Here is a 14224-nt window from a genome sequence, read left to right on the forward strand (position 1 = left end):
GGGCCGCGACGACCCTATCAGGTCACGTCGAAGGCCCGCGAGAGGCCGACCGCGGGGACGAGGAACGCCACCGTCGCGAGCGCCCAGGCCGGCCCGACGGCCGCGGCGAACGCCGCGTCGAGGACGACCAGCCCGAGCACGCACGCGCCCACGGCCGGCCCGACGGTCCCCGGCGTCGGATCGGCGTAGGCCGCTCGCAGCGGCCGACCGGTCCATACGAGGAACGCCGCCAGCAGGAGGCCCGCGAGGGCGACCTCCGTCGGCGTCGAAGCGAGGGCGAGGACGAGGCCGACGACGCCGAGCGCGGCGACCGCGGTGCCGCAGGCGGCGGCGATGACCGCCCCCCCGGGCGCTCTCGCCGGTCTCGCCCTCGGCCATGTACGTCACCCCGGCGATGTAGCAGAGGACGACCGCGGGTACCAGGAGCGCCCACGACGGGAGCGCGGTCGGGACGACGCCGGCCGCCGCGGCCCCGAGGAGGACGTTCAGCCCCCGGGCCGAGCCCATGAACAGGAAGCCGACGGCCGACCCCTTGAACGCCGCGTCGTAGAGCAGGACGGCGAGCGCGAGGGCGGCGGCGACCGCGCCGGCGACCGGCCCGGCGGCGACCAGCGCGACGGCTATGCCGGCGACGAGGAGCCCCCCGCCGAGCGCGAGCGCCCCCCTCTCGGAGACGTCTCCCGCCGGGATGGGTCGCTCCGGGCGCTCCCGTGCGTCCTCCTCGGCGTCGAAGTAGTCGTTCAGCGTCGTCCCCGCCGCGTACAGGAACACGGAGGCGACCGAGAGCCCGAGGAGGACCGGAAGCCCGACGGCGAACCCGGCGGCCGCCGCCAGTGCGGCCCCGAGGAGGACGTCCGGCGGGGCGGTGAACAGGTTCGGGAGCCTGACGAGCGCGGCCAGCGCCGTGACCGAACCACGATCCGCCTCCGCGGTGCTCATCGCACCGCGAGAGGGACCAGGGGGGGTCTCCGAACGAGTTCTCACGTCCTCAGACCCACCCGTGTTCCTCCAGGTAGCGCATCGCGCCCCGCGCGGTCTCCTCGGCCGTCTCCTCGTAGGGGTAGAGTTCGATCGTGACGAACCCGTCGTAGCCGGTGTCGTCGAGCGTTTCGAGGAACCCGTCGATGTCCATCCCGCCCTCGCCGAGTTGGGTGTGCTCGTGGGTCCGGTCGGCCGGGATGTCCTCGAGGTGGTAGTGGGGCGAGTACGGTCCGAGCGTCTCGATCGCTTCCGCCGGGTCCTCGCCCACGCAGAACAGGTGTCCCGCGTCGAAGTTACACCGCATCCGCGGGGAGTCGATCCGATCGGCGAGTTCGAGGAACTCCCCGGTGGTCTCGATCAGCAGGTCCGGCTCCGGCTCGACCAGCACGTCCACGCCGACCTCCTCGGCGCGGGCCAGCACCTCGCGCAGCCCCTCCTCGAAGGTGTCCATCGCCCAGTCCCGCGAGCGACCCTCGGGGACGGGCCCGCCGGGCTCGATGGAGATGTGCCCGGCGTCCAGCGCGGCGGCGGTGTCGAGCGAGTCGAGGGTGTACTCGATCCTGCGGCGGCGGTAGGACTCGTCCTCCTCGACGAACGAGGGGTGGTGGAAGTCCTCGATTGCGGTGAGCATGAACGCGTTGCAGTTGCTGATGGCGATGTCGTTCGCATCGAGGGTCTCGCGGACCGCCTCGATCTCCTCGTCGCTCGCCTCCGGCGGGTAGAGGTGCGGCTGGTCGAACAGGAGTTCGACGCCGTCGTAGCCGACGTCGGCGAGCACCTCGATCGCCTCGTCGAGGTCGTACTGCCGGAACGCGTTCGTGGAGAACCCGAAGCGCATTACGGCTCGTACCCGAAGTTCGGCGACTGGCTGAAGAACTCGTAGGGGTTCCCGAAGACGACCTCCCGGACCGCCTCGCGGTCCCACCCCCGATCGAGCATCTTGTCGCGCGCCTTCGGGACCGCGAGCGGGTCCGAGGGGTCCCAGTCGGCGGCGCTATTCAGAAGCATCTTCTCCGTACCGTACTCCTCGAGCAGGTCGATGGCCGTCTCGTCGGTGATCTTCCCCGGGTAGAGCGTGAACCCGACCCAGCAGTCCGTCCGGAGCGAGATGTCGATCGTGTGCTCCGTGTTGTGGTCGATGACGATCCGCTCCTCGGTGACGTCCTCCTCCTCGATCATCTCGACGAGCCGCTCGGTCCCCTGGGGCTTCTGGGTGTGTGGCGTGTGGATGATGACGGGGAGTTCACGCTCCTCGGCCATCCGGAGCTGACGCCGGAACGCCTCCTCCTCCTCGGGCGTGCCCTGGTCGAGACCGATCTCGCCGACCCCGACCACGTTCTCGCGGTCGAGGTACTCGGGCAGGTGGTCCATCACCCGGTCGGCCATCTCGGGGTAGTTCGCCTCCTTCGGCTCGAGCCCGACGGTGACGTAGTGGTCGATGCCGGCCGACCGCTCGGCCCGCCGCGTCTCGAAGTCGATGATCTGCTCGAAGTAGTCGAAGAACGACTCGGCGTGCTGCTTGTCGGTCCCGCTCCAGAACGCCGGTTCGATACAGCACTCGATACCCGCGAGGCGCGCCCGTTCGTAGTCGTTGCTCGAACGGGACACCATGTGCATGTGCGGGTCGATTATCGGAATCGCCATGTGGTCCGGCTTCGGGCCATGCGGGTATGAAAATTCGTATCGTGTCCCTGGTATGAATCGGGGCAATACCGACCGGCCAGGTATATTGCACTCGACCACCTCGACCCGCGCATGCCCGAGGTCTGTCCGTACTGTGGCGACCCCGTCGAGTCGACTCGGAAGATGCCCGAGGACGGTCGGCCGTACGAGGTGTGGCGGTGTGCCGACTGCGAGGAGGAGTGGCGTCACCCGGAGGAGACCGTGATGAACCGGGAGCTCGACTTCAGCGAGAGCGGGGAGCAGCTCTCGCGGCGGGACGCCGACACCGATCTGAACTGGTAAGGGGCGAGGTCCGATCCCCGACGGGTCCGAGCGGCGTCCGCGGGAGTCGGAACCCCGTCGTCCGCGGGTGGAGTATCCCGTCGGACGGAGGTTCGAGAGGGCCGACCGGTGTGTACCCCGCCGAAACCATCGGCCGTCTCGTCGGACGGTGTTACGAAATCTCCGGGCGATAACATATTTCAACGCCTGCGCCGAACGTCCGGTATGGCGACTGGAGTGTGGTTGATTGGGGCACGGGGGAACGTCGCGACTCTCGCGATGGTCGGCGCACGGGCTATCGCGCGGGGCGCGGCGGGGACGACGGGGATGGTGACGGCCAGGGAGCCGGTTTCGTCGCTCGATCTCCCCGCCGTCGAGGAGTTCGTCTTCGCCGGTCACGACATCCGAGAGGGGAGTATCGAACGGACGGCCGAGGAGGCGAGCGAGGCCGGGGGCGTCCCGGACGGGGGGACGCTGGACGCGGTCCGCGAGGACCTGCGTCGGATCGACGACCGGGTGAACACCGGGACGGCGATCAGCTGCGGCCGGGTCGTCGAGGAGCTCTCCGACGACCGGACGGTCGACGAGGGGTCGGTGGCCGACATCGTCTCGCGGATCCGCGACGACTACGCCACGTTCGTGGGGTCGAACGACCTCGACCGGCTGGTCGTCGTCAACGTCGCGTCGACCGAGCCGCCGATGGAGGATCCCGGGCGGTACGACACGCTCGAGGCGTTCGAGGCGGCGATCGAGGCCGACGACCGCGACCTGCCGGCCAGCGCCCTCTACGCCTACGCCGCGATCGACGGGGGTCACCCCTACGTCAACTTCACGCCGAGCACGGGGAGCGCGCTCGGGGGGTTACACGAGCTGGCCGAGCGCGAGGGCGTCCCCCACATGGGACGCGACGCCAAGACCGGCGAGACGCTCGTCAAGTCCGCACTCGCACCGATGTTCGCCGGGCGGAACCTCCGCGTGCTCTCCTGGGAGGGCCACAACATCCTCGGGAACACCGACGGGCTCGTCCTCGAGGACGACGCGAACAAGGCGGGAAAGATCGAGAGCAAGGGGACGCTCCTGGAGGAGATCCTCGGCTACGAGACCCACAACAGGGTCCGCATCGACTACACCCCGTCGCTCGGCGACTGGAAGACCGCCTGGGACCACATCCACTTCGAGGGGTTCCTCGGGACGGAGATGAAGATGCAGTTCACCTGGGACGGGTCGGACTCGGCGCTCGCCGCGCCCCTGCTGCTCGACCTCGTCAGGCTCGCCGCGTACGCCGACGAACACGGGGAGGGCGGTCTCCAGCCACAGCTGGCGTCGTTCTTCAAGTCCCCGCTTGGCGTCGACGAGCACGATCTCTCTCGCCAGCTCGAACGGCTCTACGACTACGCCGAGCGACACGCGGACCATGACTGAGGGGGACGGGCCGACCGGGACCGCCGGTCGGGTGATCGTCCTCGACGTCGTCGGCCTCCGCCCGGACCACCTCGACGCCGGGCTGGCACCGAACCTCGCGGAGCTGCTGGGCGGGACGGTCGCCCCGCTGCGACCGCCGTTCCCCGCGGTGACCGTCCCGGTTCAGACGACGCTGGCGACGGGGCAGTCCCCCTCGGCTCACGGCGACGTCGCCAACGGGGAGTACGACCGCGAGCACGACGAGGTCGCGTTCTGGGAGCGGGACGTCGAGGACCGATACCGCATCTGGGAGGCCGCCAGCGAGGAGGCCGGGCTCACGACGGGCGTGCTGTTCTTCCAGCACCTCATCGGGACGACGGCGGACGTCGCCGTCACCCCCTCGCCCATCGAGGACGAGGACAACAACATGCTGGAGATGAACTGCTGGACGAACCCGGACGGGTTCTACGACGACCTGGAGGCCGAGTACAATCACTTCCCGCTGCACAACTACTGGGGGCCGATGGCCGGGAAGGAGAGCAGCGAGTGGATACTGACCGCCGCGCGCGAGTCGATCGAGCGCTACGACCCCGACCTGCTCTGGGTGTACGTCCCCCACCTGGATTACGACGCCCAGCGACACGGTCCGGACGCCGACGAGGCGCTCGACGCCGTCGGGGTCGTCGACGGGATGCTCGGGGAGTTCCTCGACTGGCTCCGCTCGACCGACCGGTGGTCCGAAACCGCGGTGAACGTCGTCGGCGAGTACGGCTTCCAGAACGTCGAGACGCCGGTCCTCCCCAACCGCGCGCTACGGGAGGTCGGCCTGCTGGAGGTGACCGAGGACCGCGAAGGAGGTGAGGAGATCGACCTGCAGGGATCGGAGGCGTTCGCGATGGTCGACCACCAGGTCGCCCACGTCTACACGGATGCCGTCGAGGAGGCCCGGGCCGCACTGGCGGACCTCGACGGGGTCGCCACCGTTATCGAGGGGGAGGAGACCGCGGAGTACGGCATCGACCACCCGAACGCGGGCGAACTCGTCCTCGTCGCCGAACGGGACGCGTGGTTCCAGTACTACTGGTGGGCCGACGACGAGGACGCCCCCTACTACGCGACGGACATGGACATCCACGCGAAGCCGGGCTTTGACCCCTGCGAACTGTTCCTCGGCGAGACGGGGCTGGCGTCGCTCGACCCGACGAAGGTCGGCGGCTCGCACGGGCGCGTCGACCCGGCCGGGTTCGGGTTCTACGGCCTGGGCGGGCCGGCGGCACCCGAGGGCGCGAGCGACGTCCTCGACGGCGTCGATGCGGTGGACGCCCGCTCGGTCGCCCCGACCGTCGCCGACCTGCTCGGTGTCGCGGACGATCTGTCGATGGCGTTCGAGCGGCCCTCGCTGCTGGAGTCGGAGCGGTAGCCGGATCGGATCGACGTGACGATCGCCGTCCGTCGTCGGCCGCCCGAACACGGGACTCTCCGCTCGTTTGGATCCCATCCGAATCGCCCCGACGCCGCCGTCTGACGGTCTTTTCGCGCGGAGATAATCCCGACCCGGATTTAATAGGTTGCCCGTCCTCGATAGAGACGAGCCCCCGTCCTCACGGGCGGGAGAACGAACGATGGTGTCCGACGAAGAACTCAAGATGCACGTCGAACGGGCCGAGCGAGCGGGAGCCGACGAGCTGGATCTGGTCGGCCGACTCGACGAGATGGAGTCGACCGCCCGCTGCGTTCACAACGAACTCGCGCGCCGGATCGAGCGGGCGGAGGCGGACAGCGCCGACGCGGTGGCGCTCGCCGACCTCGCCGGCCGGCTCGACGGTATCGAGGAGCGCCTCGACGCCATCGAGTCGCGGCTGGACTGACACCGGACCGGATCGGGACGAACCGGACCCACTTTTTGCCCTCTTGATGCACACGTTCCCGCAACCCCGTCGTCTGCGGCGGGATCGCCCGAGGGCTCGTCCCCTTCGCGGCTCGTGCGGCCGGATCGTCCGTGCGCTCTCGTCACCGCCGCGACACGGGAGGCACGCCGCGCCCCGTGCGAGGCTGCCGTAGTCGCGTTCGGGCTCTCTACTCACGAACGGGGGGAACGCCCCCGCCCGGCCTGTGCCGTCGTTCCAAACGCTACTATATATACCGTCGGTGATGGTGGGGAAAGCATGGTCGCCGTGCCGCCTCCCGAGGCGCTGGTCGTCTTCGCGCTGGTCGCCGCCGCCGTGGCAGCGTTCGTCACGGAGGTCGTCCCGGCGGACGTGACGGCCATCTCCGTCGTCGTCGCGCTCGTGGTCCTCGAACCGTGGACGGGCGTCGACGGTGGGACGGCGCTCCAGGGGTTCGCCTCGCCCGCGACCATCACCATCCTCGCGATGTACGTCCTGAGCGCGGGGGTCCAGTCGACGGGGGCCATCCGGCGGCTCGGGACCCACATCGCGGCGTTCACCCGCGGCGACGCGACGCGGCTCCTCGGCGCGACCGTGGGTATCACGGGGCCGCTCGCGGGCTTTATAAATAACACCCCCGTCGTCGCCATGTTCATCCCGATGGTCACCGACCTCGCGGAGGACGCGCGGGTGTCGCCCTCGAAGCTGCTGATCCCGCTCTCCTACGCCTCGATGCTCGGCGGGACGCTCACGCTCGTCGGGACGGCGACGAACATCCTCGCCAGCGACATCATGGACGAACTCATCGGCGAGACGTTCTCGATGTTCGAGTTCACCCCCCTGGGGATCATCACGCTCGTCGTCGGTCTCGTCTACCTGATGACGGTCGGACAGCGGTTACTGCCCGAGCGGATCAAGCCGACCGACCTCACGGCCGAGTTCGGACTCGACGGCTACCTCCACCGGGTGTACGTCCAGCCGCAGTCGCCGTTCGTGGGGCTCTCCGTCGAGGAGGCGATGGGCGACCTCGACGTCGACGTGGACATCATTCAGATCCTCCGGGGCGAGGAGACCATCATCGCGCCCGCGGACAGGCAGATACGCGAACAGGACGTGCTGACCGTCCGGGCCGACGCCGACGACCTGGCGGCGTTCGTCGCGCTGGGGGCGCTCCGGCGGCTCCCGAGTGCGGCGGTCACGGAGGCCGAACTCGACGAGCCCGAGGGGACGGGAACGCTCGTCGGGGCGGTCGTCCCCGCGAACTCGCGCCTCGCCGGCGAGACGCTTCGGGAGACGGATCTCCGCCAGCGCTACACCGACACCGTCCTCGCGTTCCGCCGCGGCGAGGAACTGATCCACGAGGGCCTCGCCGACGTCGTGATGCGCGAGGGCGATAGCCTCCTCCTCTACACGACGATCGAGACCGTCGAGTCGCTCCGGGAGTCCGGCGACCTGATCGTCACGGACGTGGTCGATCACCGGAGCGCGTTCGACGAGTCGCTCCCGCCGCTGTTCGAGACGCGGGCTCCGCTCGCCGTCGGCATCGTCGCGGCCGTCGTCGGGTGTGCGGCGCTCGACCTCCTCCCCATCGCCGTCGCGGCGCTCGGCGGCGTGGTCGCCATGGTCGTCACCGGCGTCCTCGGGACCGACGAGGCCTACGCCGCGGTCAACTGGCAGGTCGTCTTCCTGCTCGCGGGGGTCATCCCGCTCGGGCTCGCGATCCAGTCGTCGGGCGGCGCGGCCTACCTCGGCGAACTGGTCGTCGTCGCGGCCGCCGTCCTCCCCGCGCTGGCGGTGCTGGCGCTGTTCTACCTCCTGACGGGGATGCTCGCGAACGTGGTGACGCCGGTGGCGAGCGTCGTCCTCGTCCTCCCGGTGGCGATCTCCACCGCCGGCCTGATCGGTGCGGACCCGTTCGCGTTCGCCCTCGGCGTGACGTTCGGTGCCGCCACCGCCTTCACCACCCCCATCGGCTACCAGACCAACCTGATGGTCTACTCGGCCGGCGGCTACCGGTTCACCGACTACGTCCGCGTGGGCCTCCCGCTACAGCTCCTGCTCGCGGTCGTCACCCCGCTCGGTATCGATCTCATCTGGGGGGTGACCTGATCCGGTCCCGTTCGCCTACTCGTCCGGGTTCTGTAGCTCGAAGGCCACCACGACCTCTGCCTGGTACTCTCGGCCGTCGACGGCGGCCACCTCGACGCCGAACTCCTCGACCTCGACCCAGTGGACGGCCTCCAGGGTCTCCTCCGCGCGGTCGACGGCGTCGTCGACGGCGGCGTCGAAACTCTCCGAACTCCGGCCGATCAGCGTGATCTTCTTGAACACCATCGCATCCGACTCTCGTGTGGCTCGTCACTTAAGTACACGGCCGGCAGCGGGCTCTGCCGCGCTCATTGCCCACGACCGCCCCGATGGCGTCCTGCTTCCCCGGCGGCGGTGGGTGCGTCCGGAGTCGACCGAGAGAACTATCCGCGCCGGTGTCACCCTCCCGGCCCTACCCCGCTCGCCGTTCCAGCCGCTCCCGCAGCGCGCCGACCACGCCGCTCAGGTAGGCGGTCCCCCACGTCGCGACGACGGCGGCCCCGATGGTGTTGAACACGAGGTCGAGCAGCGTGTCCTCGAGCCCGTACTGTGTGAGGACGGAGGTGCTCCCCGTGAGCGCGGCTACCTCCGCGATACTGAACTCGACGACCTCCCAGAAGACGCCGAACGCGATGGTGAGCAGGAGGATGAACACGAACATGAACCGGGGCGGGAGGACCACGTCCCTCGAGTGGAGGTCGACCGCGCGGGCGGTTGCGTAGCCGGCGGCTGCGACGACGCTCGCCGACAGCGCGTGGGTCATGTGGTCCCACCACCAGACCTGTCGGTAGAACGAATCGAGATCGGTGCCGGGGATACCCACCGTCCCGAGCGAGTGGAGGAACACCGCCGCGGTGATCCAGAGGGTGAGCGCGGGGTCCATCGGGATGCCCACGTCCCGCTCCAGAACGGGGACGAGCTGTGTAACCGCCAGCGCGACTGCGGTGTTGACGAGGATGCCCGTGTGTCCCCGTTCGAGCCCGACGAAGAACATCCCCACGAGCGCGAACTCCATCAGGTGCGTGAGCTGGCGGAACTGTCGGTCGTCCACCCCGAATCGCTCGCGGAGCTTCACGGCTCGACACCCCGTCGTTCCGCGCTCCGGGCTGCCGCTGCCTGGATGGCCGCCTCGACCTCGCTCGGGACGACGCTCTCGCGCCGCCGGAGCCGCCGGAAGTACCACTCGAAGACCACCCCGCCGAGGACGCCTGCGGTCGTCGAGTAGACGAACTCGAGCATCAGGTCGTGTTCGATCTCGGCCTCGGTCAGCGCGGGATCGAGCAGGAACGCCGTCCCGAGCGTCGTGTCGAGCGCGAACCGGGCGACGGCCCAGATCCCCGCGGCGGCGAGCGTGGCGACGACGACGAACGAGACGGCGAACGCCTTGTTCATCTTCACGGGGGTGAAGACGTGGAGTTCGACGGCGAGGATCAGCGCGATGGCCGCAACAGAGAGGTAGGTGAACAGTTCGCTGGTGACCGGGACGGTCGCGAACGTCCGGCCCAGCAGGGGGAGGACGGCCAGCAACAGCACCTCCCAGGGGAGCATCGCACGCGGGGTCCGGAACTGGACCGGTGGGAGGACGGCGAGGACGGCCATCGCGGCGGCGAACCCCGCCCAGAGGAGATCCCCCGAGACGAGGTTCCCGACGGCGACGACGACCACGAACCCGACCAGCGTCCACGCGAGGGCCGCGTTCGTCCTCGCGTCTTCGAACACCTGTTCGAGCCTGAACGACGCGTCCCGTCCCCCGCCCGACTCTGCCATGCCTCCAATAGGGCGCTCTCGGCGTATAAACGCGCGGACTCGGTTCGTCGATTACCAGCCGACGGTGACGTAGACGAGGGCGTACGCGAGCGTCGCGGCCGTCACGGCCGCGAGACCGGTGGCGACGACGCGGACCGGCCGGGCGGTCGCCCCACGGACCGTCCGGGGTGTCGGGAGCGCGACGAGCAGCCCGACCCCGAGCAACGGGAAGACGAAGTGGTACGAGAGGTCGAGCGTCGGGGCCGGAAGGACGAAGAACGTCCCCGCGTAGCCCGCGCCGGCCGCCGCCCGTCCGGCGACCACGCGCCGGACCGCCCCGGGGAACGCCGCCGGCCGCCCGACCCCGTGTCGGACCACGAGGTAGACCGACAGCGCGAGCCAGGCCGTCGCGAGTTCGAGCCCGAGCGCCCCCAGGAGGTGGAGCGTCGGGTCGGGGTGGAGCACGATCCGATCCACGGTGGGGACCGTCGAGAGCGGGTAGAGCATGGCCGGGGGCTCGCCGGTGAACAGGTCGCCGAATGGGTGCGAGACCAGGCCGACGAGCGCGGCCGCAGCGATGGTGGTCGGGGCGAACCCGTGTCGCCGGCCGACGAACGCGAGCAGCGCCGCGCCGGCGACGAACAGCGTCGTGATGGCCGATCCGAGCGGACCGCTGACGACGAGCGCGACGACCGGGAGCGCGAGCAGGCCGACCCCGCCGGCGCTCCGCAGGCGACGGTCACGCGACGCGATCCACCGCAGGCCGAGCGCGACGACCGGGCCGACGACCACCGAGTGGGTCACCGCGCGGTGGACGAGGTTGCCGGCCGCCCAGAACGCCTGCGCCGTCGCCAGCGGCCCGCCCAGGTCCGAAGCGAGGAGTAGCGCGACGGGTGCGTACGCGATGTCGACGTCCGGGAGCATCCCGAACGCGCCCGCCAGCAGGCCGACGGCCAGCGCCCGCTCCGGCCGCCAGCCGCGCAGATGCGCGACTCCGGCGACCAGGGCGAACGCGAGGAGCCCGTGACCCACGAACATGGATCGGTCGTTCGCGCCGGAGGGATATATCCCCTGCGCGTCACTCCGTGTCGTAACCGGTCGCCGGGACCCCCGTCGTTCGCCCGCTCCGTGCGGACCGTCGCGGCCCTCGGTCGGTGGTCCCCTCTCGGACCGGTGGTCGGCGGCGAACCGTCACGCCAGCCCGTCCCGGTCGTCGTCGCGCTTGGTCCACTTCTTCTCGATCGCGGCGTTCCCGAGGACGACGGTGTCGTCCCCGACGCTGATGCGCGTCTTCCGGAGTTCGATGTCCTCGATGACTCCCTCGGTTCCGTCGGAGAGGACGGTGTCCCCGGGCATGAAGTCCGGGTCCCGGAGGAGGTAGATGCCGGCGACGGCGTCGGCGATCATCCCCGAGACGGCGTAGGAGACCCCGAGCGCGAGGAAGCCGGTCGCGGTACCGAGCGAGGCCGCGATGTCGTCGAGCCCCACGACCGAGAGGAAGGAGAGTGCCACGCCGAACCAGAGGAACACCCTGACGACGGTCGTGACGAACTGCTGGTAGACGGGCTCCTCCCCGCGGAACGTCCGCCGCACGACGGCCCTCACGACGAACATCACCACTCTGATGACGATGTACGCGATGACGAGGAAGACGACGCCGGCCAGTATCTTCGGTATGGCCGCGGTTATGTCGGCCAGAAACGTCCTCAGTGCCGACCGGACGATCCCCGTCAGGCTCTGTAACGGGACGAGCATGGTTCGGCCGACTCGGGGCCGGCTGTTATAAACCGGGGTTCCGGCGGGATCCGGGTCCCTACGGTGCCGGGAGTACGTCGGCGTCCGGGTGGAGGACGGTGTAGTCGTCGTCCTCGACGCCGATCACCGCCCAGTCGTAGTCCGGTGCGCGCGCGAGCAGGTCGTCACGGACGGACGCCGCCCGTTCGGCCGGGGCGACGAAACACCGCAGTCGACCGTGTGTCTCCGCCTCCGCGGGCTCCTGCGTCGTGACGTATACCGTCCGCCACCTCCGTTCGGCGCGGAGCTCGTCCCCCTCTCGGGTCACCTCGTATCCGAGATCGCTGAACACTGCTCGGGCGCGGTCGTCGAGGGTTGTGTTAACAACTCCCATCCGTCCTTCAATCGTGAGCGGTTCGGCATAAACGTTCGCTTGTGACAGGACGATTGGGTGTCGACGAGGGGGACCGTGGCCGATCACCGCGACCCTCGGCCGTGTCTCGGTCCCGTGTAGCGGTCCGACCGTCAGGCGGACGAGCGGGGTGCTCGATCCCGCGGGTACCCCGTCGGTGGCTCGCGGAGGCCCCGGGCCGGTCGTCGGGCATCCCGTTCTCCCCGAGCGGCATCCCGCGTTCGTCGAACGAGGGCTCTCTCACTCGTGAGCAGCGTCCCACTCGTCGGCCTTCTTGTAGTTCTCACACCGGTTGCAGTCGATCCGCCCCATCGAGTCCATCGCGTTGTCGAAGGTCTCGCAGTTCGTACAGAAGTAGCCCCAGCGCTCCTCGCCGTCGGGGTCGGCGTAGGTCACCAGGAACGGGGCGACCGACCCTCGCTCTGCCTCCCGGGAGACGTAGAGCGTTCCGGACGGTCCCTCGCGGGCTTCGAGCGTCGACTCCATACGGGTACGGGGGCGGCGGCGCGGGAAAGCGCTTCGGACTGCTCGAACCGCTTCGGAGCGGTTTTGACGCCTCCGGTCCACCGGTCGGTAGTGACCCTCCGCCTCCTCCACTACTCCGACGTCGAGAACGCCTACGACGATCCCGAGCGCGTGGGCCGGCTGGCCGGGACGCTCCTCGAACGCGACGGCCCGGACGCGCTGACCTGCGGGACCGGCGACGACACCGCCCCGGGCGTGCTCGCCCTGCGCACCGAGGGCGAGCAGTCGCTCGACCTGTTCTCGGCGGTCGAACCGGACGCCGAGACGTTCGGCAACCACGACTTCGACTTCGGAACCGACAGGACGCTCGAACTCGTCGAGCGCTCGCCACAACCCTGGCTCTCGGCGAACGTCTACCCCGACGACCGGCGGGGCGTGATCGAACCGTTCGGCGCGAGCGTCGGCGTGCGACCCTGGACGGTCCTCGAGACCGACGGCGCGCGGGTGGGGCTGTTCGGCCTGACCGACCCTCACACCCCCGACATCAACCCCGCGGCCGCGGATCTCTCCTTTCGCGATCCGATCCCGGCGGCCGAGGCGGCCGTCGCCGAACTCCGCGCCCGCGGCGTCGACTTCGTGGTGGCGCTCTCACATCTGGGTCGCGGTGACGAGGCGCTCGCCGCCGCCGTCGACGTCGACGCGGTCCTCGGGGGACACGTCCACTCCGAGCGGATCGAACGGATCGACGGGACCGTCCTGACCCGACCCGGGGTCAACGGCGAGGTGATCATGGAGGTGTCGCTCCCCGACGGGGAGGTCACTCGGCACGCGGTCGCCGACGGCCCCCTCCACGAGCCGGTCGCGGCGTCGCTCCGCGAGCGGATGGCCGCCGAGGGGTTGACCGACGTGGTGGCCCACGTGGACGACCCGGTCGAGCGGACCGAGCGGACCTGCTTCCGCGGGGAGTCGCGGATCGGCAACTTCGTCGCCGACGCCTACCGGTGGGCCGCGCTCGAGGCCGGCTTCGAGGAGCCCGTGGTCGGCCTGCAGAACAGCGGCGGCATCCGCGAGGGCCCGCCGCTCGCCGGCGACGTGACACTCGCCGACCTGATGAGCGTCATCCCGTTTCCCGAACGGGTCGCCGTGCTCGAAGTGCCGGGGCGGGTCCTGCGGTCGGCGTTCGCGGAGGCCGCCCGGAACGTGGGGTTCGGCGAATCGGAGTGGTGGCACGCCCACGTCTCGAACGCGCGGCTCGAGTACGATCACGGCGAGCGCGAGCTCGTTGGCGCGAGCGTCGGCGGTCGGCCCGTCGAGGGTGGACGGAACTACCGCGTCGCCACCTCCGAGTACCTCCTCCACACCGAGGGGGAGTTCCCGTCGCTCACCCCCGAGTTCCGCGTGGGAACGCTCTCGGTCCAGTACGAGGTGCTCGCGGCCTACGCCCGTGCCGAAGGGATCGTCCCCCGGATCGAGGGGCGGGTGGTCCGTCACGGCGTCTGATACGGTCGTGCGTCCTCCTCTGTCGGCGATCCTCGGCCCGTTCGGGTATCTCGATGTATCGTTACGC

At 70.1% G+C, this 14224-nt stretch carries 15 protein-coding genes and 1 pseudogene; 6 read left to right on the forward strand and 10 right to left on the reverse strand.

Going from position 1 to position 14224, the window contains the following annotated elements; genetic code table 11:
* Positions 1-17 precede the first annotated feature (17 nt).
* The 3 genes and pseudogenes from WDJ58_RS26340 to WDJ58_RS11385 form a co-directional block, all read right to left on the reverse strand.
* Positions 18-939: pseudogene (locus tag WDJ58_RS26340) on the reverse strand (UbiA family prenyltransferase).
* Between the two features lie 49 nt (positions 940-988).
* The gene (locus tag WDJ58_RS11380) at positions 989-1819 is read right to left on the reverse strand and encodes a sugar phosphate isomerase/epimerase family protein (protein WP_338913336.1); all 831 of its coding nucleotides are present in this window, start codon (positions 1817-1819) and stop codon (positions 989-991) included.
* A complete protein-coding gene (locus WDJ58_RS11385) occupies positions 1819-2598 on the reverse strand; it encodes a TatD family hydrolase (RefSeq protein ID WP_380661595.1) in 780 nt (259 codons plus the stop codon). Before WDJ58_RS11385 ends, WDJ58_RS11380 begins: the two co-directional genes overlap by 1 nt.
* Before the next feature lie 138 nt (positions 2599-2736).
* Here WDJ58_RS11385 and WDJ58_RS11390 point away from each other — a divergent pair, with 138 nt between their 5' ends.
* From WDJ58_RS11390 to WDJ58_RS11410, 5 genes are all read left to right on the forward strand, one after another.
* Positions 2737-2946 carry a hypothetical protein gene (locus tag WDJ58_RS11390; protein WP_338913339.1) on the forward strand — a complete coding sequence of 70 codons (210 nt, stop codon included), beginning with the start codon at positions 2737-2739 and terminating at the stop codon, positions 2944-2946.
* Between the two features lie 204 nt (positions 2947-3150).
* Complete coding sequence (locus WDJ58_RS11395) at positions 3151-4347, forward strand: inositol-3-phosphate synthase (RefSeq protein ID WP_338913340.1); 1197 nt, start codon at positions 3151-3153, stop codon at positions 4345-4347.
* A complete protein-coding gene (locus WDJ58_RS11400) occupies positions 4340-5746 on the forward strand; it encodes an alkaline phosphatase family protein (RefSeq protein ID WP_338913341.1) in 1407 nt (468 codons plus the stop codon). Before WDJ58_RS11395 ends, WDJ58_RS11400 begins: the two co-directional genes overlap by 8 nt.
* Before the next feature lie 202 nt (positions 5747-5948).
* On the forward strand, positions 5949-6194 hold the full coding sequence (locus tag WDJ58_RS11405; protein ID WP_338913342.1) for a hypothetical protein: 246 nt from the start codon (positions 5949-5951) through the stop codon (positions 6192-6194).
* Positions 6195-6491: 297 nt separating this feature from the next.
* The gene (locus tag WDJ58_RS11410; protein ID WP_338913343.1) at positions 6492-8321 is read left to right on the forward strand and encodes an SLC13 family permease; all 1830 of its coding nucleotides are present in this window, start codon (positions 6492-6494) and stop codon (positions 8319-8321) included.
* 15 nt (positions 8322-8336) lie between these two features.
* Here WDJ58_RS11410 and WDJ58_RS11415 read toward each other — a convergent pair whose 3' ends face one another.
* The 7 genes from WDJ58_RS11415 to WDJ58_RS11445 all read right to left on the reverse strand — a co-directional run bounded on the left by WDJ58_RS11415 (position 8337) and on the right by WDJ58_RS11445 (position 12678).
* Positions 8337-8546 (reverse strand): dodecin, encoded by a 210-nt coding sequence (locus tag WDJ58_RS11415; protein WP_338913344.1) that lies wholly within the window; start codon positions 8544-8546, stop codon positions 8337-8339.
* 166 nt (positions 8547-8712) lie between these two features.
* Positions 8713-9375 (reverse strand): hypothetical protein, encoded by a 663-nt coding sequence (locus WDJ58_RS11420; RefSeq protein ID WP_338913345.1) that lies wholly within the window; start codon positions 9373-9375, stop codon positions 8713-8715.
* Positions 9372-10067, reverse strand: a complete 696-nt coding sequence (locus WDJ58_RS11425; RefSeq protein WP_338913346.1) for a hypothetical protein — start codon at positions 10065-10067, stop codon at positions 9372-9374. The genes WDJ58_RS11420 and WDJ58_RS11425 overlap by 4 nt, the downstream gene beginning before the upstream one ends.
* A gap of 51 nt (positions 10068-10118) precedes the next feature.
* Positions 10119-11084, reverse strand: a complete 966-nt coding sequence (locus tag WDJ58_RS11430) for a metal-dependent hydrolase (protein WP_338913347.1) — start codon at positions 11082-11084, stop codon at positions 10119-10121.
* 153 nt (positions 11085-11237) lie between these two features.
* Positions 11238-11801, reverse strand: coding sequence for a mechanosensitive ion channel family protein (locus WDJ58_RS11435; RefSeq protein WP_338913348.1), 564 nt, complete (start codon positions 11799-11801; stop codon positions 11238-11240).
* A gap of 58 nt (positions 11802-11859) precedes the next feature.
* On the reverse strand, positions 11860-12174 hold the full coding sequence (locus WDJ58_RS11440; protein WP_338913349.1) for a DUF7116 family protein: 315 nt from the start codon (positions 12172-12174) through the stop codon (positions 11860-11862).
* Positions 12175-12432: 258 nt separating this feature from the next.
* Positions 12433-12678 (reverse strand): DUF5816 domain-containing protein, encoded by a 246-nt coding sequence (locus tag WDJ58_RS11445; protein WP_338913351.1) that lies wholly within the window; start codon positions 12676-12678, stop codon positions 12433-12435.
* Positions 12679-12768: 90 nt separating this feature from the next.
* On the opposite strand from WDJ58_RS11445, the gene WDJ58_RS11450 reads away from it, so the two are divergent.
* Positions 12769-14157, forward strand: a complete 1389-nt coding sequence (locus WDJ58_RS11450; protein ID WP_338913352.1) for a bifunctional metallophosphatase/5'-nucleotidase — start codon at positions 12769-12771, stop codon at positions 14155-14157.
* The last annotated feature ends 67 nt before the right edge of the window (positions 14158-14224 follow it).

Source organism: Salinirubellus litoreus (genome assembly GCF_037335815.1).
Taxonomy (GTDB): domain Archaea; phylum Halobacteriota; class Halobacteria; order Halobacteriales; family Haloarculaceae; genus Salinirubellus; species Salinirubellus litoreus.

What these genes read in the sequence shown, in the direction of transcription:
- WDJ58_RS11410 (WP_338913343.1), top strand. Translation starts at nt 6,492, where the DNA reads ATGGTCGCCGTGCCGCCTCCCGAGGCGCTGGTCGTCTTCGCGCTGGTC.
- WDJ58_RS11390 (WP_338913339.1), top strand. Translation starts at nt 2,737, where the DNA reads ATGCCCGAGGTCTGTCCGTACTGTGGCGACCCCGTCGAGTCGACTCGG.
- WDJ58_RS11385 (WP_380661595.1), bottom strand. Translation starts at nt 2,598, where the DNA reads ATGCACATGGTGTCCCGTTCGAGCAACGACTACGAACGGGCGCGCCTC.
- WDJ58_RS11445 (WP_338913351.1), bottom strand. Translation starts at nt 12,678, where the DNA reads ATGGAGTCGACGCTCGAAGCCCGCGAGGGACCGTCCGGAACGCTCTAC.
- WDJ58_RS11405 (WP_338913342.1), top strand. Translation starts at nt 5,949, where the DNA reads ATGGTGTCCGACGAAGAACTCAAGATGCACGTCGAACGGGCCGAGCGA.
- WDJ58_RS11440 (WP_338913349.1), bottom strand. Translation starts at nt 12,174, where the DNA reads ATGGGAGTTGTTAACACAACCCTCGACGACCGCGCCCGAGCAGTGTTC.
- WDJ58_RS11395 (WP_338913340.1), top strand. Translation starts at nt 3,151, where the DNA reads ATGGCGACTGGAGTGTGGTTGATTGGGGCACGGGGGAACGTCGCGACT.
- WDJ58_RS11415 (WP_338913344.1), bottom strand. Translation starts at nt 8,546, where the DNA reads ATGGTGTTCAAGAAGATCACGCTGATCGGCCGGAGTTCGGAGAGTTTC.
- WDJ58_RS11400 (WP_338913341.1), top strand. Translation starts at nt 4,340, where the DNA reads ATGACTGAGGGGGACGGGCCGACCGGGACCGCCGGTCGGGTGATCGTC.
- WDJ58_RS11430 (WP_338913347.1), bottom strand. Translation starts at nt 11,084, where the DNA reads ATGTTCGTGGGTCACGGGCTCCTCGCGTTCGCCCTGGTCGCCGGAGTC.
- WDJ58_RS11435 (WP_338913348.1), bottom strand. Translation starts at nt 11,801, where the DNA reads ATGCTCGTCCCGTTACAGAGCCTGACGGGGATCGTCCGGTCGGCACTG.
- WDJ58_RS11380 (WP_338913336.1), bottom strand. Translation starts at nt 1,819, where the DNA reads ATGCGCTTCGGGTTCTCCACGAACGCGTTCCGGCAGTACGACCTCGAC.
- WDJ58_RS11425 (WP_338913346.1), bottom strand. Translation starts at nt 10,067, where the DNA reads ATGGCAGAGTCGGGCGGGGGACGGGACGCGTCGTTCAGGCTCGAACAG.